The organism is Photobacterium marinum (genome assembly GCF_000331515.1).
Lineage (GTDB): Bacteria > Pseudomonadota > Gammaproteobacteria > Enterobacterales > Vibrionaceae > Photobacterium > Photobacterium marinum.
In genome coordinates this window covers 100332-124459 of sequence record NZ_AMZO01000011.1, presented here as the reverse complement: position 1 = coordinate 124459, position 24128 = coordinate 100332, and the positions used below count along the sequence as shown (strand labels likewise).

The 24128-nt window shown below is 48.3% G+C and carries 23 protein-coding genes; 18 read left to right on the top strand and 5 right to left on the bottom strand.

Translation table 11 applies throughout. The features are described 5' to 3' along the window. Positions 1-71: 71 nt before the first annotated feature. From prfB to C942_RS09055, 5 genes are all read left to right on the top strand, one after another. Positions 72-1170, top strand: a protein-coding gene (gene prfB / locus C942_RS09075) for a peptide chain release factor 2 (RefSeq protein ID WP_157097576.1) whose coding sequence is annotated in 2 segments (ribosomal slippage) — positions 72-146 and positions 148-1170 — 1098 coding nt in all. Because the reading frame shifts where the segments join, the coding sequence is not laid out codon by codon here. Positions 1171-1201: 31 nt separating this feature from the next. Then, positions 1202-2707, top strand: a complete 1506-nt coding sequence (gene lysS / locus C942_RS09070; protein ID WP_007464903.1) for a lysine--tRNA ligase — start codon at positions 1202-1204, stop codon at positions 2705-2707. Positions 2708-2910: 203 nt separating this feature from the next. Next, the gene (locus tag C942_RS09065; RefSeq protein WP_007464901.1) at positions 2911-3321 is read left to right on the top strand and encodes a hypothetical protein; all 411 of its coding nucleotides are present in this window, start codon (positions 2911-2913) and stop codon (positions 3319-3321) included. A gap of 418 nt (positions 3322-3739) precedes the next feature. Next, positions 3740-5014: a dicarboxylate/amino acid:cation symporter gene (locus tag C942_RS09060; protein ID WP_007464899.1), complete on the top strand. Its 1275-nt coding sequence runs from the start codon at positions 3740-3742 to the stop codon at positions 5012-5014. A gap of 251 nt (positions 5015-5265) precedes the next feature. Beyond that, positions 5266-6600: a sigma-54-dependent transcriptional regulator gene (locus C942_RS09055; protein ID WP_007464898.1), complete on the top strand. Its 1335-nt coding sequence runs from the start codon at positions 5266-5268 to the stop codon at positions 6598-6600. Positions 6601-6676: 76 nt separating this feature from the next. Here C942_RS09055 and C942_RS09050 read toward each other — a convergent pair whose 3' ends face one another. Then, a complete protein-coding gene (locus C942_RS09050; protein ID WP_007464896.1) occupies positions 6677-7108 on the bottom strand; it encodes a PACE efflux transporter in 432 nt (143 codons plus the stop codon). Positions 7109-7256: 148 nt separating this feature from the next. Between C942_RS09050 and C942_RS09045 the strand changes: the two genes are divergently transcribed. Both C942_RS09045 and C942_RS09040 read left to right on the top strand, forming a co-directional pair. After that, entirely contained in the window at positions 7257-8135 is an 879-nt protein-coding gene (locus C942_RS09045; RefSeq protein WP_007464894.1) for a LysR family transcriptional regulator, read from the top strand. Between the two features lie 424 nt (positions 8136-8559). Beyond that, positions 8560-8805: a DUF1127 domain-containing protein gene (locus C942_RS09040; RefSeq protein WP_007464891.1), complete on the top strand. Its 246-nt coding sequence runs from the start codon at positions 8560-8562 to the stop codon at positions 8803-8805. A 147-nt stretch (positions 8806-8952) separates the two neighbouring features. Here C942_RS09040 and C942_RS09035 read toward each other — a convergent pair whose 3' ends face one another. Further along, the gene (locus tag C942_RS09035; RefSeq protein WP_007464889.1) at positions 8953-9987 is read right to left on the bottom strand and encodes an NADP(H)-dependent aldo-keto reductase; all 1035 of its coding nucleotides are present in this window, start codon (positions 9985-9987) and stop codon (positions 8953-8955) included. A 187-nt stretch (positions 9988-10174) separates the two neighbouring features. On the opposite strand from C942_RS09035, the gene C942_RS09030 reads away from it, so the two are divergent. Further along, positions 10175-10477 carry a DUF6482 family protein gene (locus C942_RS09030; protein ID WP_007464887.1) on the top strand — a complete coding sequence of 101 codons (303 nt, stop codon included), beginning with the start codon at positions 10175-10177 and terminating at the stop codon, positions 10475-10477. Here the strand turns inward: C942_RS09030 and mutH are convergent. Then, positions 10472-11140, bottom strand: a complete 669-nt coding sequence (gene mutH / locus C942_RS09025) for a DNA mismatch repair endonuclease MutH (protein WP_007464885.1) — start codon at positions 11138-11140, stop codon at positions 10472-10474. The two genes, C942_RS09030 and mutH, sit on opposite strands and share 6 nt — an antisense overlap. Positions 11141-11981: 841 nt before the next feature. Here mutH and rppH point away from each other — a divergent pair. The 5 genes from rppH (at position 11982) to C942_RS09000 (ending at position 17420) form a co-directional block, all read left to right on the top strand. Next, complete coding sequence (gene rppH / locus C942_RS09020; RefSeq protein WP_007464883.1) at positions 11982-12503, top strand: RNA pyrophosphohydrolase; 522 nt, start codon at positions 11982-11984, stop codon at positions 12501-12503. A gap of 26 nt (positions 12504-12529) precedes the next feature. Continuing rightward, the gene (ptsP, locus tag C942_RS09015) at positions 12530-14788 is read left to right on the top strand and encodes a phosphoenolpyruvate--protein phosphotransferase (protein WP_007464881.1); all 2259 of its coding nucleotides are present in this window, start codon (positions 12530-12532) and stop codon (positions 14786-14788) included. Positions 14789-14794: 6 nt separating this feature from the next. After that, positions 14795-15598 carry a sulfite exporter TauE/SafE family protein gene (locus tag C942_RS09010; RefSeq protein ID WP_007464879.1) on the top strand — a complete coding sequence of 268 codons (804 nt, stop codon included), beginning with the start codon at positions 14795-14797 and terminating at the stop codon, positions 15596-15598. A gap of 47 nt (positions 15599-15645) precedes the next feature. Then, the gene (gene lgt, locus C942_RS09005; protein ID WP_007464877.1) at positions 15646-16452 is read left to right on the top strand and encodes a prolipoprotein diacylglyceryl transferase; all 807 of its coding nucleotides are present in this window, start codon (positions 15646-15648) and stop codon (positions 16450-16452) included. A 116-nt stretch (positions 16453-16568) separates the two neighbouring features. Then, on the top strand, positions 16569-17420 hold the full coding sequence (locus C942_RS09000; protein WP_036799403.1) for a thymidylate synthase: 852 nt from the start codon (positions 16569-16571) through the stop codon (positions 17418-17420). Positions 17421-17557: 137 nt separating this feature from the next. Here C942_RS09000 and C942_RS08995 read toward each other — a convergent pair whose 3' ends face one another. Further along, positions 17558-18700, bottom strand: coding sequence for a Na/Pi symporter (locus tag C942_RS08995; protein ID WP_007464873.1), 1143 nt, complete (start codon positions 18698-18700; stop codon positions 17558-17560). A 480-nt stretch (positions 18701-19180) separates the two neighbouring features. On the opposite strand from C942_RS08995, the gene nhaA reads away from it, so the two are divergent. From nhaA to C942_RS08975, 4 genes are all read left to right on the top strand, one after another. Next, a complete protein-coding gene (gene nhaA, locus C942_RS08990) occupies positions 19181-20341 on the top strand; it encodes a Na+/H+ antiporter NhaA (RefSeq protein WP_007464871.1) in 1161 nt (386 codons plus the stop codon). Between the two features lies 1 nt (position 20342). Beyond that, positions 20343-20624: a hypothetical protein gene (locus tag C942_RS08985; RefSeq protein ID WP_007464870.1), complete on the top strand. Its 282-nt coding sequence runs from the start codon at positions 20343-20345 to the stop codon at positions 20622-20624. Positions 20625-20720: 96 nt separating this feature from the next. Continuing rightward, complete coding sequence (gene nhaR, locus C942_RS08980) at positions 20721-21605, top strand: transcriptional activator NhaR (protein ID WP_036799379.1); 885 nt, start codon at positions 20721-20723, stop codon at positions 21603-21605. 110 nt (positions 21606-21715) lie between these two features. Beyond that, positions 21716-22018, top strand: coding sequence for an ArsR/SmtB family transcription factor (locus C942_RS08975; protein WP_007464868.1), 303 nt, complete (start codon positions 21716-21718; stop codon positions 22016-22018). A gap of 70 nt (positions 22019-22088) precedes the next feature. On the opposite strand, the gene rpsT is transcribed toward C942_RS08975, so the two are convergent. Then, a complete protein-coding gene (gene rpsT / locus C942_RS08970) occupies positions 22089-22349 on the bottom strand; it encodes a 30S ribosomal protein S20 (RefSeq protein WP_036799376.1) in 261 nt (86 codons plus the stop codon). 208 nt (positions 22350-22557) lie between these two features. On the opposite strand from rpsT, the gene murJ reads away from it, so the two are divergent. After that, complete coding sequence (gene murJ / locus C942_RS08965) at positions 22558-24117, top strand: murein biosynthesis integral membrane protein MurJ (protein WP_007464867.1); 1560 nt, start codon at positions 22558-22560, stop codon at positions 24115-24117. Positions 24118-24128: the final 11 nt, after the last annotated feature.

The following is a 24128-nucleotide window of genomic DNA, read 5'->3' as shown; positions in this document are numbered from 1 at the left end:
CCCTCTGTATATTCTATCTACAATTCGATAGAATCCACCGGTTATGTCCATTTCAGCTATGAAGAGCGGCAATGTTCGAGATTAATCCTATTAAAAACCGACTTGAGGATGTATCAGCGCGTACTGATGTCCTTAGGGGGTACCTTTGACTACGATGCTAAGAAAGAGCGTCTAGAAGAGGTAAATGCAGAACTAGAGCAACCAGATGTATGGAACGAGCCGGAACGTGCTCAGGCTCTGGGTAAAGAACGCGCAGCCCTTGAGGCTGTGGTAGATACAATCGACCAGTTGGATCAGGGCGTTGAAGACGTTGATGGTCTGCTTGAGCTGGCGATTGAAGAAAACGATCAGGAAACGTTTGACGAGATCGAACCGGAACTGGCTGAGCTGGAAACCAAGCTTGAGAAGCTTGAATTCCGTCGCATGTTCTCTGGTGATCACGATGAGTCAGACTGTTATATCGATCTTCAGGCGGGCTCTGGTGGTACCGAAGCCCAGGACTGGACTTCGATGATGCTGCGTATGTACCTTCGCTGGGCTGAAGCCAAGGGCTTCAAGACCGAAGTGATTGAAGTCTCTGAAGGTGAAGTAGCAGGCCTTAAATCAGCAACTGTCCGTATCAGCGGTGAGTATGCTTACGGCTGGCTGCGTACCGAGACTGGTGTACACCGTCTGGTTCGTAAATCACCGTTCGATTCAGGTGGCCGACGTCATACTTCGTTTGCTTCTGCGTTTATCTATCCGGAAGTGGATGACAATATCGACATCGATATTAACCCTTCTGATCTGCGTATTGATGTATACCGTGCGTCAGGCGCGGGTGGTCAGCACGTAAACACCACGGAATCTGCGGTACGTATTACTCACTTACCGACTAATACCGTGGTGCAGTGTCAGAATGACCGTTCTCAGCATAAGAACAAAGATCAGGCAATGAAGCAGTTGAAAGCAAAACTGTTCGAGCTTGAGATGCAAAAACAAAATGCTGAGAAGCAGGCTAACGAAGACGCCAAGTCTGACATTGGCTGGGGTAGCCAGATTCGTTCATACGTTCTGGATGACTCTCGCATTAAAGATTTACGTACCGGGGTGGAAAACCGTAACACCCAAGCAGTACTAGACGGCGATTTAGACCGTTTTATTGAAGCCAGCCTGAAATCAGGTCTGTAACCGATTCCGGTTAAAAATTTAAGGGTAACCCATGACTGATCAATTACAAGATGAGAATAAGCTGATTGCTGAGCGCCGCGCGAAACTGGATATGATTCGCGAGAAGTGCAAGGCAAACGGCCACCCGAACGATTTCCGTCGCGATAGCCTAGCGGCAGATCTGCAGGCTAAATTCGGCGAGTTATCTAAAGAAGAACTTGAAGAAGCCGGTAACGTAGTTGCTATCGCTGGTCGTATCATGGCTAAGCGTGGTCCTTTCCTGGCGATCCAGGACGTATCTGGCCGCATTCAGGCATACGCTTCTAAAGATGTTCAGAAAGAACTAAAAGACAAATACGCTGGTCTGGATATCGGTGACATCATCGGTGTTAAAGGTGCGCTTCATAAGTCAGGTAAAGGCGATCTTTACGTGAACATGGATGAGTACGAGCTGCTGACTAAAGCACTTCGTCCGCTTCCTGAAAAATTCCACGGTCTGACTGACCAGGAAATGCGCTACCGTCAGCGTTATGTTGACCTGATTGTGAACGAAGATTCTCGCAATGCGATGATGATGCGTTCTAAAGTGGTTAGCGCTATCCGTGACTTCATGACAACCAAAGGTTTCATGGAAGTTGAAACGCCAATGATGCACGTGATCCCTGGCGGTGCAACGGCTCGTCCGTTCATCACTCACCACAATGCGCTGGACATTGACATGTACCTGCGTGTTGCGCCTGAGCTTTACCTGAAGCGTCTGGTTGTTGGTGGTTTTGAGCGTGTATTCGAAATCAACCGTAACTTCCGTAACGAAGGTCTGTCTCCTCGCCACAACCCTGAATTCACTATGATGGAATTCTACATGGCGTACGCTGATTACCGTGACCTGATGGATCTGACAGAAGAGATGCTAAGCAGCATCGCTCAGGATCTTTGCGGTTCGGCTAAGCTGCCATACGGCGATGAAATGGTTGACTTCGGTGGCCCATACCCACGCCTGAGCATGCTGGACGCGATCAAGAAGTACAACCCGGATAACGAAACTATCCAGAAGATGACTTACGACGAAGTTCGTGACATCAACTTCATGCGCAACCTTGCAGAGTCTCTGAGCATTGCTGTCGAGAGCTTCTGGACTTGTGGTCAGATCCTGGAAGAAGTATTCGGTGAAACGGCTGAGCCTAAACTGATCCAGCCTACTTTCATCACTGAGTACCCAGCGGATATCTCTCCACTGGCTCGTCGTAACGATGAAAACCCATTCATTACTGACCGTTTTGAATTCTTCATCGGTGGTCGTGAAGTGGCGAACGGCTTCTCAGAGCTTAACGATGCACAGGACCAGGACGAGCGTTTCAAAGCTCAGGTAGAAGCAAAAGATGCTGGTGATGATGAAGCAATGTACTACGATGCGGACTACATCACTGCTCTTGAGCACGGCCTGCCACCAACAGCTGGCCAGGGTATCGGTATCGACCGTCTGGTAATGCTGTTTACTAACACGCACACTATCCGTGACGTGATCCTGTTCCCGGCAATGCGCCCACAGGCTAAATAACTAAAAATTAGTTATACCATAATCAAAAAGCCACCCAACCGGGTGGCTTTTTTGTGTGGAGTGATAAATCAACTTTAAATCAGTAGCATATAATACGTGATGGTGATCACAATGGCTGGTAGCAAAATGATGCATGTGCCTGTTGTTAGATAAAATTCGTTGGTTGAACATCAACGGTAAAAACAATAATTAGCAGGACTGTCATGAAAAAATTTTTATTGCCGTTTGCGTCAGTTGCATTACTCAGTGGCTGTATGTCTACTCAATTAGTTCCGCCTCCAACAGACTTTGTCGGTAGCCTTTCTGATGAGTACAAAGCAGAATTTATGAAGTTTAATGATGCTCCTTCTCGTCCCTTTCGAGGGGGGATGCAGAATTTTCAGTTTGATCAAGAGCGCTCTTTGTTAACAGTTCTTTATCGTCTGCCAAATCCAAGATGGTATTGGAATGTGCATAAATCAGAAGTTGAGAAAGACTTGTTCCCGTATGTTTGTAATGAGTTTGACCATGAATTGGAACAAGGACTTGGGGTGCGTTACTGGTACGTCGGTAATGGCGGTTTTGTTACAGATGTCGTTACTGATAAAACTTGTATTGACCTAAGCCAAGGTTAATTTCTGACTATCTTCTCTTGTTGTCATCTTCTGTTTTTACGGCAAGAGAAGAGTTTTCCCTTCTTTACTGATATTTCCGATAGTGGAAATTGCTCACCTTTAATTCCTATAGTGAATTTTCGCCTGTGATCTTATTCACGTTATTAGGAATTTATGTTGTTATAAACAGAACAATATCCTGCTTGAATCCTGTGTTGAATGCCGCCGATAAGTGACAGATAGATAAATAAATTAGTTTCTTTTGCTGTAATTTATCTGATCGGGTGGCGTTTGATTTTGTGCTTAAATTGTATCTAAAATGTAAAATTTATTCTTTCCAGTCGAAGTCATCTGTGTAAAATGTCGCCTAACCCACGGGTTACAGTGGGAACAGGATGTAAATGGAAATGTTAACAGCACAACCGACTGGAGATGGACGATGAAGAAATCGCTATCAGGAAAAATTTTTGCTGGCCTGTTTGCGGGTCTGATTATAGGTACTGCGATCCAGTATCTGTTTAACGGCGTGACACTGATGGATACCTATGTGCTCGGACTGGCAGAAGGTGCCGGTGGTATGTTTGTATCTCTGATCAAACTGCTTGTTGTGCCGCTGGTCTATGTCTCGATTGTTTGCGGTATCGTCGAGCTGAAAGATATTACGGCATTTGGTCGCTTAGGTGGCAAAACCTTTGGTCTCTACATTATTAACACCATCATTGCGATCACAGCCGCGCTGACCGTCGGCATGATTTTCCAGCCGGGTGCCAGTGCTAATCTGGCCGGAACCGTTTCTGAAGCCGTTGAGCTGACGACGACAGAAACGCCTGATATTTTCTCGCTGATCGTCAACATTGTTCCAAGTAACCCGATCCAGGCGTTTGCTAATGGTGATATGTTGCAAATCATCTTTATGGCGATTCTGACCGGTCTGGCAATTCAGGCTCTGGATAGCCGTGGTGGCCCGGCAATCAAGACTTTCAAGATGGCTAACGAAATCATGATGAAGCTGGTTGGCCTTGTTATGAGCCTGGCGCCATACGGTGTATTTGCCCTGATGATTCAGTTGGGTGCTACTCTGGATGCGAACACCCTGATGTCAGTTGCCGGTTATGTGGCGCTGGTAGTAGCAATGCTGGTGTTCTGGATTTTCTTCTTCTACCCGATGGTTGTGGGCCTGACTACCGGTATCAAACCGTCGCAGTTCCTGCGTAATACCCGTGAGCAGGTTCTGTTCTCGTTGTCGACGGCAAGTTCTAACGCAACCATTCCGGTAACCATGCGTACCCTGACCGATAAGATTGGAGTGTCTAAGTCTGTTGCCGGCTTCGGGGTACCACTGGGCGCAACCATGAACATGTCAGGCGTATCTATCTATATTGCGCTGGCAACTATCTTCGTCGCTAACGCTTTTGGACAGCCAATTAACACTTCTGACCTGTTTACTCTGGGTCTGACTATCCTGTTGCTGTCTATCGGTGCAGGTGGTGTTCCGGGCGGTGGTGTGGTGATGGTAGGTGTACTGCTTCACCAACTGGGTCTGCCTGCAGAAGGTCTGGCAATTATTGCAGCGGTTGACCGAATCAATGACATGTTCTGTACCAGCTCGAATGTTGTCGGTGACACAGCTGTAAATACCATTGTTGCCAAGAGTGAAAATGAAATTGGTGTGGAAGAGACGGAAGTTCGTCCGGAGACTGTAACAGTGAGTTAACTCGCAATCAGACGATGAGAAAAAAGCGCCTTCGGGCGCTTTTTGCGTTTGGGGGCGATAATTTAGATGAAATCTTTCTTTGTATATTGATTATAATAGTAAACAGGTTGCATTTGTTTTGCCGAGCATTTTATCATTAAGGTTCGGGATTTTATCTGTATGTATTTTTTGCAAATCCTGATTTTTTAACGGTTGAACTTATGACTAACGATATCAGTGATTTGTACTGGCAGATGGAAAGGCGGTAAAGGATGAAGACAGAAATAAAACGCGCTTCAGCCCTGGGAACACTCATTGTGCTGGGGGGAAGTCAGATCCCCTGGATCGCAACATTGGAGAAAGCAGGCTGGATTTGTCACCGTTGTTATGATCTCCGTACTGCCGAGTCACTGCTGTTGGAAGTAGGACCTTGTGTCGGTGTTGTAGATTTAACTCAGGATGACTTTAGCCTTAACGGGATCGCCGGTCTGGTGAACCGGAATAAGCAGGCTCGTTGGTTAGCCCTGGTTCGAGAGAATCAACTCAATACAGAGACAATTTGCCAGTTCATTGTGAGCTTCTGCATTGATTATTTTACTTCACCGGTGCCAGAGTCTCAGTTACTTAAAACGATCGGGCATCAGCTTGGGATGCTGCAGCTTGAGCGCAAGGTATGGCCAGATTTGGGTAACTTTGGTCAGCATGGCCTTCAGGGAAATGCAGCAGCGATGAAAAAATTGCGCCATCAGGTAACACGGATGGCGGCAGCGGATATGCCGATTTTCGTTCAAGGCGAAATCGGGACAGGTAAAGAGCTTGTCGCTCAGGCTATCTATCAGGCATCAACGAGGGCTAAAGCGGCGTTTGTCACTGTCAGTTGTGATGCAGTGAATGATACTTGGACGATGGCTGATGATAATGTCGGCTCTGAGCTGTGTTATTTTGAGCAGGCTGATAAAGGTGTTTTGTACCTGGATGAAATCTCTCAGCTCAGCGATGAGCGACAGCAGGAATTATCCCGTTTTCTTCAGGACGGGTGCTTTACTAATGCAGATGACAGCCTGGTTAAGTCTGATGTCAGGCTGATAGTGTCAACCCGTTATCCGCTGGAGGAGCTGCTTGTCAGCGGCAAGATACGGGAAGAACTCTATTATCGCCTCAATGTTCTGGGCCTTACGGTTCCGCCTCTGCGTGAGCGGGGAGAGGATATTTTGTTACTGGCCGAGTACTTATTGCTGAAGTTTTCCCGGCAGTATAACAGTATGGCGAAATCTTTTTCTGAGGATGCCTGTAAGCTGCTGCTGCATTACCCATGGCCGGGCAATGTGCGTGAGTTGATTGGTCAGATCAAACGCGCCATTTTGCTGGCAGAAACCAGGGTTATCGATGCTGAACATTTTGATCTTCCTCGTTTGTGTGATGATAAGCAGAGCCTGAAGAAGATTCGGGAAGAGTCTGAGCGCAGCGCTTTGTTGACAGTACTGGAGAATAATAAGGGCCAGATTTCGGCTGCTGCCAGAGAACTGGGCGTGTCGCGCGCTACAATGTATCGCTTGCTGAATAAGCACGATTTGGTGCCGCCCCCCCGGCACTTCCGTCAGGGGTAAAGAACAAAAAAAGCGCCGTAAGGCGCTTTTTTGTGCATGCTTTTTATGTTTTTTAGTGTTGGTTCGACGTTGGCGATCAGGCTTGAGAAGTTGTACCGGCCGGAATCGGGAATACCTTGTCATACGCCAGATTGTAACCGTAGGTGTAAAACAGGTAGAACACCACAAGCCCGATATCCATGATAAAGGCGTCCAGCAGACTAATATTCAGCCACCAGGCAATTACCGGCAGGGTAATCCACAGTAGGCTGAGTTCAAACAGGATGGCGTGGATGATCCTGTGTTTAGTCTGCTTTTCCAGTTGGCCGGTGTATTTCATCATCGCTTTGTCAAACAGTAAGTTATAGACAAAGTTCCAGCCGGTAGCAAACAGTGAAAAAGCAATTCCCAGAGCCCCGACTTTGTGGGCTTCGAAGCCAAACAACTGGCTGAGTACGACGATAATCAGAACGAGCGCAATCAGTTCAAAACCGATGGCATGGCGGATTCTGTCCAGAGTTGAACGCATAATTGTTTTCCCGTGATATAGAGATTGAGTCAAGCTGAGCTTGGGATATGCGTTAATTCTAACGGTATATTTGATATTATTAAGTTAGATACTATCGCTTATGTAGATAGATTTAGATGCCCAGCAAAGAAATAAGAGGGAGAGTCGGATGCGATTTTCGATGGAACAACTTGAAGCTTTTGTCGCATCGGCGGAAGCAGGCTCATTTTCTGCTGGTGCCCGGCGGCTCGGGAAAGCTCAGTCGGTCGTCAGTACCGCGGTAGCGAACCTGGAAGCAGATTTAAATCAGGAATTATTTGATCGAAGCGGTCGAACACCTTTGCTGACCCCGAATGGAAAAGTGTTGCTGGTAAAAGCAAAACGGATTTTGGATGAATGCGGGATTTTACTGGCTGCGGCAGACAGCTTTCAGATGGGCGTAGAACAAAAAGTAACTTTGGCGGTGGAGTCGATGGCCATGACCCAGACGATGGCCGATCAGCTGAAGTTGTTTGAAGCGGCTTACCCTCAGGTTGAAGTTGAAATTCTCAGCGCTGGTGAAGGTGACGTTCTGAAGCTGGTAAGAGAAGGACGAGCCCAAATCGCGGTTATGTTACAGATGGAGTCGCTTCAACCCGGAATCGAAGTGCATGGTATCGGTACGTTAGAAATGTGGTGTATTGCGGCGGCTTGTCACCCTCTAGCTAGTGTCTCCAAGCCGAAATGGCAGGACTTGCAGCAATCCCGGCAGATCTTGGTGACCGGCCGTTACGGACAGGATCAGCAACGCTGGCGGGTGTCAGATGCGGTATGGCAGACAGAAAATGCGATTTCAGCAATGCAGTTGGTTAGCAGCGGCATTGGCTGGGCTGCGTTGCCGGCAGAAATGGTGCGTGATGTAATTGAATCCGGCGTTCTGATACAACTGGCTCTGGATTTTGAAAGCCAGCCCTGGCGACAGGGGGTGGATATTGCCTGGTCGACCCAGCATCCGATGGGGCCAGCGTCACGGGAACTACTTAAGTTGCTGAGAGAAATCCGGTTGTGAATCATGGTGTAAGGCTTTCAGGCATTATTCTTCCACCATGAAGCGAAATAGTAATCCATTGTTTTATTCTGCGGAATAAAGGGTGTACTCAGTAGTTAAAGAGGGATCTGGGCGTTGAAACCACATCATGCAGCATAATCTTGCTTTATGCTTTTCAGTGCACTGATATGCTTGTTTTATTCATCTATCTGTTTAAAATTAAGGCGTTTTTTACCACTCATTTTTATTGCCGGGAGGAGCTAATCATGACAAATCATCGTTTGAAATGTACGCGTCCTGCTGGTGATGTCTTTCAATACACCAATCACTGACAGTTAATACTGTTATAAACGGGCCGCGGATATCTGTCGCGGCAAGTCTAAGTAGTCAGTCTGTGACAGCTGTATCTGTGTCCCTCCTAATTTTTTATATGGAGAGCACGATTATGCGCCAGTCATTCTATTTACGTATCGCAGTTTTATTAGTTCGCCTTGATGTTCAGCGGGAAGATGCCGCCTGGCGTCGTGAGCACCGTCGCATCCGGTTGCACCTGCCGCATTTATCCGATCACTTGTTGACAGATATCGGTGTGGGGAAAGATCAGCGAATTGCCAGTAGCTTGATATCAAGCAGGGAAAGCCGCTTTGTCCGTCACCTCAGGCGAGAACAGAAATCGCGATTGATTACGTAACAGCGGCGCTTTGCTTTAGTGCGACAGCAAGGCGCAGAAACAGATTCATGTTTCCTTTAAGAGGAGTGAATCTGAGCACTGTTATCGGCCCCTTTGCGTGAGGGGCCTTTTTATTGCTGGCTAAAAAGTCATATCCGGTTCTAAATATTACGGGCAAGGGTTGGAGTAAGTGGCTCCGATTTCTTCCAGATCCGACAGGACTTCATTGCTGAGTTTAATGTTGATGCTTTCGATGTTAGTTTCCAGTTGTTCCAAGTTTGTAGCCCCAATGATGTTGGCAGCCACGAAAGGTCGTTGGTTGACGAAAGCCAGCGCCATTTGAGCCGGGTCCAAACCGTGTTTATTGGCGATATCGATATAAGCCTGAGTTGCGGCAACGCCTTGTGGTGTGAAGTAGCGGGAAAAGCGCTCGAACAGAGCACAGCGAGCCCCTTCCGGACGGGCACCGTTTAAGTATTTGCCGCTCAGGGAACCGAATGCCAGCGGCGAATAGGCCAGCAGCTCCACGCCTTCATGGTGGCAGATTTCGGACAGTCCGACTTCAAAGCTGCGGTTAAGCAGGTTGTAAGGGTTCTGGATTGAAACCACTCGAGGAAGGTTGTGTTTATCAGCGAGGCGCAGGAATGACATTACTCCCCACGGCGTTTCGTTTGACAGCCCGATGTAACGGACTTTCCCGGCCCTGACCAGTTCGGCCAGTGCTTCCAGTGTATCGGTAATCGTGATCCCGCAATTTTGATCTTTATACGGATAGTTGAGTGTGCCGAAGCAGTTGGTTTCGCGCTGTGGCCAGTGGATTTGGTAGAGGTCGATATAATCGGTTTGCAGGCGGTTCAGGCTGTTTTCTATTGCATCATGGATATTGCGCCGATCCAGCGCCATACTTTCGCGGATATACGGCAGGCTTCTCGGGCCTGCGACTTTGGTCGCCAGAATAACTTTATCCCGCTTGCCACTTTTCTTCAGCCAGTTGCCGATATAGGTTTCCGTCAGCCCCTGAGTTTCCGGTTTTGGAGGAACCGGGTACATCTCAGCGGTATCGATGAAGTTTACTCCCCGCTCAAAAGCAAAATCCAGTTGACTGTGGGCATCCGTTTCGCTGTTCTGCTCGCCGAATGTCATCGTACCGAGACAGATTTTACTGACTTCCAGCGAGGAATGGGGGAGTCGGTGGTATTCCATAAGCCCTCCTTGGACCAGTGATTTACTTCGAATATAACCTGTCTTTATCGTGCTGAGAAGAATGGAAAGGTAATTTGAGATATTCAGAATTTCTGAAGGGCATCTTGCTGATATTATTAATATGTCACATAGTTAAACTCTGATTGATCTCAAACTAGGCATCAACCTCGTGAGTCCAGGAGGCAGCATGAAACTGACCCAGTTGAAGCATTGGCTGAAGGGAAGCCATAGTCAGACCCCCAAGTGTATTTTGACCAGTTATGCCGGCTGTTCAGATTATTTGATGGAAGTGGAGTTTAAGCATCAGCTTGAGCCGCTCAAGGACGACAATGATGAAATGCTGCATTTTCAGTCGATTGAGCAGGTGAAAGAATTGCTGCAGCCGCTCGGGATCACCTCTGTGACATTACGGGTGATTGATCCTTATGATGAATTTTCACCTGATGGCAAGCCATCCATTTGCCAGGAAGATATGACGATTGCGTTATAGGATGAAGTTACGCCCAAGCAGTCCTGCGGTGAAGCTGGTTTTAAGGTAAAAACCCCGCGGCAGGGTTTTTATCGGCTGGCCGTTGGCACCATAGGCTTCGGTCAGCGCTTTGCTGTTAGCGGCTTTCGGACGTAGTTGCAGTACTTCACCGTGCCTTGCGGTAATTTGTTCTACTTGTCCGAGAACAATCATGTCCATCAGTTCTTCCCAGTCTTGGCGAAGTTGCTGCTCCTCATCGGCAGACGGACTCCAAAGCAGTGGAGAGCCGACATGGCGATTCTCCAGAGGAATATCCCGCTCACCTTCAACCGGGATCCAGAGTACCCTTGCCAGCTTATGGCGGATATGGCTGTTTTCCCAGCTTAGCCCCTGCAAGCCGATAAGTGGTGCCACACAGACAAAGGTGGTTTCGAGCGGCTTGCCGTTATAACCGATAGGGATTGTCTTTAATTCAATGCCCAGCTCCATGAAGTCCGGCACCGGTTTACTGCCCGCTGCTGCCCCCAGATGCCACTCCAGTAACTGACCGACCCAGCCTTTATCCCGCTTCAGGTTAGGTGGCGGGATTATCCCTGCCTGTCTGGCTAGTTCGCCTAAGGTCAGTCCGGCCAGTTCATGGGCTCGGTCGAGAAGTTCTTGCTCTGTCTGGGGAGTCGGGCGCATATCGGTTGAAGTTCTGTTTGGGACAAATATTTGCCGGAGCCGGGCATACTACCACAGCGCTTCTATGCTGATAATAGTACTCCAATCGCTTCTTCAGTTCTTTGGCTCGAGTTATCTCTGTTTCAGTTGCTATTAGGCGGGCTGCGGTTGAAATATGAACGATCCTTTGTGTCAAATAATTGAATGGCTGCATAAAAAGGTAGGTGTTACCTGTATCCAATTGAATAATAGATGTTTTATTAGCTTTGTGAATAAATAGACGTCGACGACTTCGCTCGGAAAATACGGTTATCAAGTAAGAATGTAAGGATCTTTCACAAAGATATCCACAGGATATTTGGGTAAATATTGTGTTTTCAGTAGATATGTGTATTTATCCAGGTGTTTGTTGGATATTTAAACACATGTTTGAGCGGGATAACTGCTGCTGACGGTTTTTGGTGTGGATAAAGTGAGTGTTGGTTGATCTTTAACCGATCCGTTTTTTATAACAAAAATGATCTTGTCTTAATGAGCGGGTTATAATTTACGCTTGATTTAAGTTTATGATTCTAAATGCTTTATTTATTCTTTCTTTGCCTTTTGATTACAGTTTTGTATCTGGGGGACTCTGTCATAAAGCTGGAGTGACAGGGCTTCTTCACAAATGTATCCACAGAAAACGTGTATAAATGTGGCTTGGGTCTCATTTGCTTGTTTATAAATTAGTCAGGTGTGCGGAGTTATCCAGAAATTGAGTGCTAAGTAGGAAAAAACGGTTATTAATTAGAATGTTTGTTTACCCATTGCATTGTCTGTGAAAAAATCACTGTTAATAGAGAATTATATTAGAGGTCGTCCAGTGATTGATGGCGATGGATACCGCCCTAACGTAGGGATAGTTATCTGCAACAGCCATGGCCAGGTATTCTGGGCTCGACGATATGGACAACATTCCTGGCAGTTTCCGCAAGGCGGTATTGATGAGGGTGAAACGCCTGAACAAGCCATGTATCGGGAACTGTATGAGGAAGTAGGGCTTACAAAAAAAGATGTCCGGATTTTGGCGTCAAGCCGACATTGGCTTCGTTATAAATTACCCAAGCGCCTGGTAAGGTGGGACTCTAAGCCTGTTTGTATCGGGCAGAAGCAAAAGTGGTTTTTGCTCAGCCTGGAATGTGATGAGTCAAAGGTTAACATGCAGCGTGGCAGTACGCCGGAGTTTGATGGCTGGCGGTGGGTCAGTTATTGGTACCCGGTGCGTCAGGTTGTGTCTTTTAAGCGTGATGTCTATCGGCGGGCGCTGAAGGAATTTGCTGCAATGGCGATGCCATTCAAGGAGCGAAGAGAGCGTAAAGGCAAACGCCGAGGCAAGCGAGGATAATGCAGTAATCCCAGATAAGGTTAATTATGCTGACGCAGCTTAGAGAAATTGTTGAGAAGGTCGCAAGTGCCCCGAGCCTGATGGAAGCACTTGATCAGCTGGTAGTCAGTACCTGTAATGCGATGAAGACGGAGTGTTGCTCCGTCTATATTGCCGATCATAAGCGTCAGCAGTACACGCTGATGGCAACTCAGGGACTGACCAAGCCTCACCGTCAGATCCGGCTTGGTTTTGACGAAGGCCTTGTCGGTCTTGTCGGCAGCCGGGCTGAGCCGATTAATGTCGCCGATGCCCGCCATCACCCCCACTTCAAACATCTTCCCGGTATCGGTGAAGAGTCATTCGGCTCTTTTTTCGGTACGCCGATTATTCACCAGCGCCAGGTGCTGGGTGTTTTGGTTATTCAGCAGCGTGAGCGCCGTGAATTCGATGAGAGTGAAGAATCTTTCATGGTGACACTGGCTGCCCAGCTGGCGGTCATTCTGGCTCATGCCAAAGCGCAGGGAATGTGGCCGGATCAACGCAACGGCCTACATCTGGTCGGTTCTGCCGCTTCTCCAGGCGTGGCAATTGCCCGAGCCTGGTGGGATGACAACCAGCCTCGGCTGGAGCAGGTGCTGCCGGTATCCTGTGTCGATGTTGAAGCAGAGCAGGAACGGCTGAGTATTGCCATTGAGCTGGCCAGTGCGGAGTTTCGCCGACTGCGAAAGCGTTTTGATAGTGAACTTCATAAAGAGACGCTGGCCATTTTTGACCTGTTCAGCCACCTGCTCAACGATCCTATGCTGCGAAAGGATTTATTTGCCAAAATTGCGGATGGCGATCAGGCCGAGTGGGCGATCCGCCAGGTGGTTGAGGCGTACTCCGAGCGTTTTGCCCGGATGAAAGATGACTACCTCAAGGAGCGTGCTCAGGATATCCGAGAACTGGGTCAGCGCTTGCTATTTTTCCTTCAGAACGAGGAAGGCATTGAACACCAGTGGGATGAACCTGTGGTGTTGCTGACTCGTGAGCTGACGGCAGCCATGCTGGCCAGTATTCCCAGAGATAAGCTGGCGGCGGTGGTTGCTCAGGAAGGTGCGGCCAACTCCCATGCGGCTATTCTGTCGCGGGCATTAGGGATTCCGGCTATCATGGGCGTTGATTTTGTGCCGGAAAAAGTCCATGACAGCCAGGTGATTGTGGATGGTTACCTCGGGGATTTCCTGGTTGAGCCGAACCGTCATGTTATGGCCGAGTACACCCGTTTGCTTCGGGAAGAAAATGAGCTGACCCGGACGGTTGAAGGTGAGGTAGGTAAAGCTGCGTGTACTTTGGATAAGGAGCGGATTTACATCCACCTTAATGCCGGCCTGAGTGCTGATACCAGTATTGCGGTTAATCGCGGAGTAGACGGTGTAGGTTTGTACCGTACTGAAGTACCGTTTTTGCTACAACGCAGCTTTCCTTCCGAGGAAGAGCAAACGTTGCAGTATCGCTCTATTCTGATGACCTACCGAAGCAAGAAAGTGGTTATGCGGACGCTGGATATCGGTGGTGATAAGCCGTTGCCTTATCTGGCTATCGAGGAAGACAACCCGTTTCTCGGCTGGCGCGGTATTCGTTTTACCCTGGATCACCCGGAAATCTTTTTGATCCAGGTCCGGGCGATGCTCAAGGCAAGTATTGGACTGGAAAACATGGATATCCTGTTGCCGATGATTTCAGGCATCGGGGAGCTGGATGAATCGAGGGCGTTGATCGACCGCGCTTATACCGAAGTGGCCAAGTATGCACAGGAGCAGGGAGAGACTCTTAAGCGCCCTAAGATCGGGATCATGGTTGAAGTCCCGTCTATCCTCTATCAGCTTCCAGCCCTGAAAGGGAAAGTGGATTTTATTTCCGTTGGCAGCAACGACCTTACCCAATATTTATTAGCCGTGGACCGGAACAATTCCCGGGTTGCCAATGTCTATGATGCACTACACCCTGCGGTACTGAATGCACTTAAGCACATTGCAGATACCAGCCGGGTACTGGATATGCCTGTTAGTGTGTGTGGTGAGCTGGCCGGTGATCCTGTGGGAGCCTTATTGCTGGTGGGGATGGGATACCGTTCTCTGAGTATGAATACCCGCAACGTTGCCCGGATTAAGTATATTTTGCGTCATATCGCGGTCAGTGAGATGGAGCAGCTGACAGATTCGGCTCTGCAGTCGACTTTTGCCGATGATGTCCGCAAAATGGCAACGGAATTTGTAGACCAGCGAGGACTGGGTGGATTTATTCGTGCAGGTAAGCAGTAGGTTAGAATGATTGATAATGCGTTGTGGCTGTTTGCCATGTGTCTTGCGCTCGGTAGTGTGGTTGGTTTACTGGCCGGGATGCTGGGGATTGGCGGCGGTCTGGTTGTGGTTCCTGCGCTGGTATGGCTGCTACCGAAGGCTGGAATTGAAAGTAGTTTGGTAATGCACATTGCGCTGGCAACCTCTTTGGCCAGTATTGTTTTAACTTCTGGCTCATCAGCCCGTAATCACTTTAGATTAGGCAACGTTGATTTTTCCATTGTGAAGTCACTGGCGCCGGGAGTGGTTGTCGGCGGTCTCGGCGGCAGCGTTATTGCAGAGTTGGTACCGACGGAGCTCTTACCTAAGATTTTTGCCGTTATTGTCCTTATGCTGGCACTGCAGATGCTGCGTTCAATGCGGATCTCCCGCCAGGGCAAAATGCCGGGGCCTATTGGTACTATCTGCAGCGGAGGGGTGATTGGAGTGGTATCCAGTTTGGCCGGAATTGGCGGAGGCTCTCTGACAGTGCCATATTTGAATTGGCATGGTGTGGAAATGCGCAGGGCCATCGGTTGCGCTTCGTTGTCCGGTGCCATGATTGCCATTGCCGGAATGCTGGGCTTCATTGTTGCCGGCGTCGGAGATGAAGCCTTGCCGTCAATGAGTATCGGTTATGTTTATTTACCGGCATTGTTTGGCATCGTTATGACATCCATGGTAACTACTCGCTACGGTGCGGCTCTGGTCAGCCGGTTGCCGACGGCGACATTAAAGAAAATTTTTGCGGTCTTCCTGCTTTTTATCAGTATGAAGATGTTTTTGGGATAATTGTAGTTCAGGGGAGGTTCGCTTCCCTGCTTTCTGAGATTAATTGAATGAGCCAAGGTTATTTAACATTTCCTAATATTGACCCGGTTTTGATCCAAATTGGCCCGCTGGCAGTGCGCTGGTATGGTCTGATGTATCTGCTGGGCTTCGTTTTTGCCATGTGGCTGGCTAACCGCCGTGCGGATAAGCCGGGCAGTGGCTGGACTCGTGAGCAGGTCAGCGATTTGCTGTTTGCCGGTTTCCTTGGCGTTGTCCTCGGTGGGCGTATCGGTTATGTCCTGTTCTATAACTTTGATATGTTCCTTGCCAATCCGTTGTACCTGTTTAAGGTCTGGACCGGTGGTATGTCATTCCACGGCGGCCTTCTCGGTGTGATTACGGCTATGTTCTGGTATGGCCATAAAAATGGCCGGACATTTTTTAATGTAGCGGATTTTGTTGCTCCGCTGGTGCCGTTTGGTCTGGGGGTCGGTCGTTTGGGCAACTTTATCAATGGTGAACTGTGGGGACGAACCACAGATGTGCCATGGGCAATGGTGTTCCCGACGGGCGGTCCGCTGCCGCGTCACCCGTCACAGTTGTATGAATTCTTCCTGGAAGGTGTGGTTCTGCTGATCATCCTGAATATCTTTATCCGTAAGCCTCGCCCTGCCGGTGCGGTTTCCGGTTTGTTCCTGTTCGGATACGGTAGCTTCCGTTTCATTGTGGAATACTTCCGAGAACCGGATGCCCACCTGGGCCTGTATGGCGGCTGGATCAGTATGGGACAGATCCTGTCACTGCCGATGGTGATTGGTGGTTTGCTGATGATGCTTTGGGCGTACAAATTCCAGGCTAAAAACAAAACAGCCTGATTAAAAGACAGGTTATGGACAGCACAAAGGCGGCATCTTCGGATGCCGCCTTTTTTCTATTCTGGTAAAATCAGGCGCAATTTTGTGCCTAGGCACTGTCATTTATGGGTGGGAATATGAAACAGTATTTAGGCCTTTGTCAGCGTATTGTTGACGAGGGTGTATGGGTTGAAAACAAGCGAACTGGCAAGCGTTGCCTGACAGTGATCAATGCTGATTTGACATATGATGTGGCTAACAACCAGTTCCCACTGGTTACAACGCGCAAAAGCTTCTGGAAAGCGGCGATTGCCGAGCTGCTGGGCTATATCCGTGGCTATGACAATGCTGCTGATTTTCGCGCCCTGGGTACCAAGACCTGGGACATGAATGCCAATGATAACGAAGCATGGCTGAATAACCCGCACCGTAAAGGTGAAGATGATATGGGACGGGTATACGGCGTACAGGGCCGTAGCTGGCAGAAGCCTGACGGCTCGACCATTGACCAGCTGCGCAAAATTGTTGATAACCTGAGTCAGGGTATCGACGATCGTGGTGAAATCCTGACTTTCTATAACCCGGGCGAGTTCGATATGGGCTGCCTGCGTCCGTGTATGCACACGCACACGTTTTCTCTGCTGGGGGATACTTTGTACCTGACCAGTTACCAGCGCTCTTGTGACGTGCCGCTGGGGCTGAATTTTAATCAGGTTCAGGTTTACACCCTGTTGGCGCTGATGGCTCAGATCACCGGTAAGAAACCGGGTCAGGCTTACCATAAGATCATCAATGCTCATATTTATGAAGATCAGGTGGAGCTGATGCGTGATGTTCAGCTTAAGCGTGAGCCGTTTGAGTCACCACAGCTGATCATTAACCCTGAAATTAAGAGCCTGGAAGATTTGGAAACCTGGGTAACCATGGATGATTTTGAAGTGGTGGGTTACCAGCACCACGATCCGATCAAATACCCTTTTTCTGTATAAAACTGTTGCATGGGGTAACTAAGTGTTTACCCCTGAAACAACCGGAATCCGGACTGAGTTCGAAACAACAAAAAGCCCCGCATTTTCCATGCGGGGCTTTTCTTTTTTGGACTAGATTGGACTGTTTGTACTGGCTATTACGCTGTGAATGCCAGGATAGAACCAGGAATTGCCACAAACACCAGGCCAAGGTAACCGGCTACAGCAACTTTGCTCTTTGACGCCAGGTCACTCAGGTAGAACGCTGCTTTCAAAGGCAGTTCACGCAGAAGCGGGATACCGAAGATTAGCAGGGTTGCCATAATGTTGAATGTCAGGTGTACCAGTGCAATCTGCAGGGCAAATGCCGCATTGTCACCAGCGATTGCTGTTGCTGCCAGCAATGCGGTAATACAGGTACCGATGTTCGCGCCCAGAGTGAACGGGTAAACATCACGAACTTTAAGAACACCTGTACCTACCAGTGGCACCATCAGGCTGGTCGTTGTGGATGAGGATTGTACCAGTACGGTTACGACAGTACCTGAAGCGATACCATGCAGGGGACCGCGGCCGATAGCACTTTTCAGGATTTCGCGGGCACGGCCAACCATCAGGCTGCGCATCAGTTTACCCATTGCAGTGATCGCAACGAAGATCAGGGCGATACCGATGAAGATAAGGATCACGCCACCCATGTTACCAAATGCTTCCAGCGGACCTTTTACAAGTCCTACAGCAGGTTTGGTCAGCGGCTTCATGAAGTTAAGGCCTTTCATGCTCATGTCACCGGCACCCATCATAGGTGAAACCAGCCATGAAGAGATCTTATTCAGAATACCGAACATCATTTCCAGCGGCAGGAAGATAGCTACTGCAAGCAGGTTGAAGAAGTCGTGTACGGTTGCACTGGCAAAAGCGCGGCGGAATTCGTCTTTGCAACGAGCATGGCCCAGACTCACCAGAGTATTTGTGACAGTGGTACCAATGTTGGCACCCATGACCATAGGAATTGCAGTCTCAACAGGCAGACCACCGGCTACAAGGCCTACAATAATTGAGGTAACAGTACTGGAGGACTGGATCAGTGAGGTGGCTACCAGGCCAATCATCAGGCCGGCAACAGGGTGGGATGCAAATTCAAAAAGTGTTTTTGCCTGCTCACCGACAGACCATTTGAAGCCGCTGCTTACCATAGATACAGCGACCAGTAATACGTAAAGCATGAACGCTAGGTTTACCCAGCGGACCCAGCGCATAGAGCTGTTTATTGGCGCAGCAGTAGTGGCTTGGGTATTCATAATCAAATTCTCCATGACAAAAACATGTCGTTTGGGTTTCATTTTTTTGAAATCTGCGGCGATGGTAGAGCTGGAATATTTCAGAAATATGACACAGCCTGTCACAAAGAGATTTTCTGATTAAAACGTGACCATAATTGTGGTTTTTCTATGTAAGATTAAGCTTGCAGCAGTTATTAAACATTTGCTTTTATTGTGTTTTTTTTGGTTGGTGCCAAGGTTGGATGAAAATGGGCTTATATCGGGATTTTTTAGTTTGAAGAGTGATTACAATGTTAATTTGTTCAAAATCCGAGAATCATCATTAATTCTGATAGTTATATAAGTAATTTGCGGATATTACTTTGTATGAGGGATAATAGCTCGGTTTTTTCGAGGTGTTATCTCTAAACAAACGATTTTTCACTGGCATAGTGTGACGTCTAAACTAATTTTACATTTTTGTTGTGACATTAGTTTCATGTAAAGGAGTTACGGTCGATGGCCGAAGCAATTCGTAATTTTCTCAAAATGGAGTCTGCAGGCGGAATTATCCTGATCATTGCCGCAGCGATCGCGATGATTATTGCGAACTCGCCACTGGAGCCGCTGTATAACGGCACCCTGCATTCATATGTTGCCGGTCTGTCTGTTGCTCACTGGATTAACGACGGCCTGATGGCGATTTTCTTCCTGCTGATTGGTCTGGAAGTAAAACGAGAGCTGATTGAAGGTGCGCTGAATACTAAAGAAAAAGCGATCTTCCCGGCTATCGCAGCGGTTGGTGGCATGATTGCCCCGGCACTGGTTTATACGCTGTTTAACTTTGCCGATCCGATGGCAGTCAAGGGGTGGGCGATCCCGGCAGCAACCGATATCGCATTTGCTTTGGGTATTATGGCCCTGTTAGGCAGCCGCGTTCCGGTATCACTGAAAGTATTCTTGCTGGCACTGGCAATTATTGATGACCTTGGTGTTATTGTGATTATTGCTCTGTTCTACAGTAGTGATCTGTCAACCCTGGCTCTGGCTGTCGCGTTTGCTGCAACCGCTGCATTGTTCGTGATGAATGTGAAGAATGTAACCAAGATTTCCTGGTACTTGGCAGTAGGTGCGATTCTATGGATTAGCGTATTGAAGTCCGGTGTTCATGCGACATTGGCTGGTGTGGTACTTGGTTTTGCCATTCCGCTGGCAGGTAAAGACGGTGATCGCTCAGAGCATGCGTCACCACTGAAGCATATGGAACACGCACTGCACCCGTATGTCGCATTTATGATTCTGCCGCTGTTTGCATTTGCTAACGCAGGTATTTCACTGGATGGCGTGTCTCTGTCGGGCCTGACATCTATGTTACCGCTGGGTATTGCCCTTGGCTTGTTCATCGGTAAGCCGCTGGGGATCTTTACAGCAAGCGTTATGGCTGTGAAAACTGGCTTGGCGAAGCTGCCTGATGGTGTTGGCTTTACCCATATCTTTGCTGTATCCGTGCTGTGTGGTATCGGTTTTACGATGTCCATCTTTATCTCTTCGCTGGCTTTTGTCGGCGCACCAGAAGACTTCAGCACTTATTCGCGTCTGGGGATTCTGCTGGGCTCGACGATTGCAGCGTTAACGGGGTACTTCATGTTAAGTCGTACCTTGCCTAAAACGGAGGCGTAATATGAAACGTTATCTTCTAAGCGTTGTAATGTTGTCATCTTCAGCGGTTCTTGCGTCAGTTGATTACAATGACTGTACCGAGAACACTAATACGGAAGTGTGCCAGGCCTATTTGGCCGGCCTTAGCCACGGTAAGGCTAGCGTTGAAACCACAGTGATGTCTGAGTCGGAAGATGATTTTCGCTCACGAGCACTGGAGCAGCGTGTAGGAGAGCGTTACCGTAAATCTGTTCAGTCGCAGAAAGAATTGGTTCAGCCTGAAGAGGGCGAAGTTTCCTCCTGAACCACTTTATCCTGACTAATAACGGTTGAAGACCCCGAATGCACAGCGTAAGCTGCGCGTTTGGGGTTTTTCATTTCCGGGAAGTAGTAAAACAGGATGTCTCACCTAAATTACAATCACCTCTATTACTTTTGGATGGTCTGTAAGCAGGGCTCAGTGACCAAAGCTGCTGATGCCTTATTCCTGGCGCCGCAAACGGTGACAGGTCAGATCCGGGCGCTGGAAGAGCGACTGAAGGGTAAGCTGACCAAGCGGGTCGGTAGGAATATCGAGCCGACGGAGCTGGGGCAGTTGGTCTTTAAGTACGCCGATAAGATGTTCGATCTTAGTTACGAAATGCTGGATATCGTGAACTATACCCAGCGGGAAAACCAATTGCTTGAGGTTGGGGTCGCCGACGCTCTGTCTAAACGTCTTGTCAGCAAGGTGCTATTGGAAGGTATCCCTGAAGACGAACGGATTCATTTGCGTTGTTATGAATCCACTCACGAAATGCTGCTTGAGCAGTTGTCTCAGCATAAGCTGGATATGATTCTGTCGGACTGCCCGGTAGACTCAACGCAGAGTCCCGGCCTTTATAGTAAGAAGCTGGGTGAGTCGAGCATGAGCTTTTTCTGCTCGGTGCCGACTAATTCGCTGAATTTCCCAGCCTGTATTGAAGACTATAAGCTTTTGGTTCCCGGCCGACGGACCGCAATGGGGCGTAAACTGCATCATTGGTTTGATCAGCAGGGTATTACGCCAAATATCCTCGGTGAGTTTGATGATGCGGCATTGATGAAAGCGTTCGGGGCTTATCATCAGTCAATGTTTGTTGCTCCGTCAATTTATGCTGAAGAGATTGAGTCGAATAATATTCGTGAAGTGAAACGGGTAAAGGAAATCAAGGAAGAGTATTACGTCATTTTTGCCGAAAGAATGATTATGCATCCGGCCGTTAAGAAGATCTGTGAGGCAGATTTTAGGAAGTTGTTTAAATAACGTTGTTGAAATAAAGCTCCTTCTGGCACGATTTTTCATCGGCTACGGCTAGAAATGCGCTCGTAAATTAAGTACATTAGCATTAACTTAAGTTTAATGATGGTGGACGTATGGAACTACAGCAGATGGAGCAAAATGCCCCGAAGGCCGTAGCACTGCTGAAAGCCATGGCGAATGAACGACGTTTGTTTATCCTTTGCTATTTGCTGGAGCAAGAAATGTCGGTTGGGATGATGAGTGAAAAACTCGGTTTGAGTCAGTCTGCGCTATCCCAGCATTTAGCATGGTTAAGGCGTGATGGGCTGGTTGATACCCGCAAAGAGGCGCAAACAGTCTACTACCGTTTAAAAAGTGAAGAAGTGAAGGCGATGATGCAACTGCTTCATAAGTTGTACTGTGGCGGTGGTCAGTAAACTTCAGGCTTTAGGATATAAAAAAACCGGCGTTAGCCGGTTTTTTTATAACTGAATCGCAACTCTTAGATTAAAGAGCTTTGATTTTAGCAGCTAGACGAGCTTTGTGACGTGCAGCTTTGTTTTTGTGGATCAGGCCTTTAGTAGCCATGCGGTCCATAACAGGTTGCATTTCAGCGAAAGCTTGAGTAGCAGCTTCTTTGTTGCCAGCTTCGATTGCAGCAATAACTTTTTTGAAGAAAGTGCGCATCATAGAACGACGGCTAGCGTTGTGCTGGCGACGTTTTTCTGAAGTGATAGCACGTTTCTTAGCAGATTTGATATTTGCCAAGGGTAACTCCCAAATCTTGGTACGGTGACAATTTAAGGCCGAGGACTATGCCTGCTTAACCAGAGAATGTCAAATGATTTGTGCAAAGAACCGCCGAACCAAACATGTTTGGCACTTGCGGATTAACACGGTTAATATGGCGGCAGATTTTACCAGCATTTAGGTTCGGAAGTCACCTTTTCTGAGCTATCTTTATGAGGTTTTTTTTGTGAGTAAGCGTCTTTTGCGCTCTGGACTGATTGTCAGCACCATGACATTGGTCTCTCGGGTTCTTGGATTGGTGCGAGATGTTGTGGTGGCAAACCTAATGGGAGCCGGAGCTGCAGCCGATGTTTTCTTCTTTGCTAACAAAATTCCTAACTTTTTGCGCCGTTTATTTGCTGAAGGAGCATTCTCTCAGGCTTTTGTGCCTGTGCTTACTGAAAGCCATGCTGCCGGCGATATGGATAAGACCCGCCAGTTGATTGCTCGAGCCTCGGGTACTCTCGGGGTCATCGTTTCCGTGGTAACCCTGTTCGGTATTCTGGGCTCTGGTGTCGTAACCGCGCTATTCGGTGCCGGCTGGTTTATTGATTGGCTGCACGGTGGGCCGGCAGCGCCTAAGTTTGAGCTGGCGAGCCTGTTGCTAAAAATCACTTTTCCTTACCTGTGGTTTATTACCTTTGTTGCGCTGTCTGGCGCAATCCTCAATACCCTGGGTAAGTTTGCGGTTTCTTCTTTTACGCCTGTTTTTCTTAATGTTGCCATTATTGGTTGTGCCTGGTTTCTGGCTCCGAACCTGCCTCAGCCGGAAATTGGTCTGGCGATCGGTGTTTTCCTTGGTGGCCTGATTCAGTTCTTATTCCAAATCCCATTCCTATATAAAGAGGGTATGCTGGCTAAACCGCAATGGGGCTGGAACGATCCTGGGGTAGTAAAAATCCGCACCCTGATGATCCCGGCACTGTTCGGTGTGTCTGTCAGCCAGATCAATTTGCTGTTCGATACCTTTATTGCCAGCTTCCTGACAACAGGTTCAATCAGTTGGCTGTATTACTCCGACCGCTTGCTGGAATTCCCGCTGGGGCTGTTCGGCATTGCGATAGCAACAGTGATCTTACCTGCGCTGTCACGTAAGCATGTAGAACAATCAAGCGAGCATTTTGCTCACACCATGGATTGGGGCGTGCGTATGGTTTTGCTACTGGGGATCCCTGCCATGCTCGGCCTGATGGTTCTGGCGAAGCCAATGCTGATGGTGCTGTTTATGCGAGGTGAGTTTTCACCAACCGATGTAGAGCAGGCTTCGTTGTCATTACTGGCTTACGCTTCTGGTTTGCTTAACTTTATGCTAATTAAAGTACTGGCTCCGGGGTACTATGCCCGCCAGGATACCAAGACACCGGTACGCTTCGGTATTATCGCAATGTTTACCAATATGGTGTTTAACGCCATCTTTGCTTATTTGTATGGTTACATTGGCCTGGCAATGGCCACAGCTCTGTCGGCTCTGGTTAATGCGGCACTGCTGTACCGAGGCCTGCATATGGCGAATGTTTACCGAATCAGCAAAACAACACTGCTGTTTGTTGCGCGTCTGGTATTAGCTGGTGCAGCTATGGTTGCGGCTTTGCTTTGGGCTCTGCCGGCAATGGATCACTGGCTGGCCTGGACACTGAGCGCTCGAGTAATGTGGCTGGGTGGTTTGATTGCTGTAGGAGCGCTAGTGTATCTGGGGACGGTTGTTGTTCTGGGGATACGCCTTCATCATCTGAAGGCTGAGGGCTAAGCTCTTGCCTG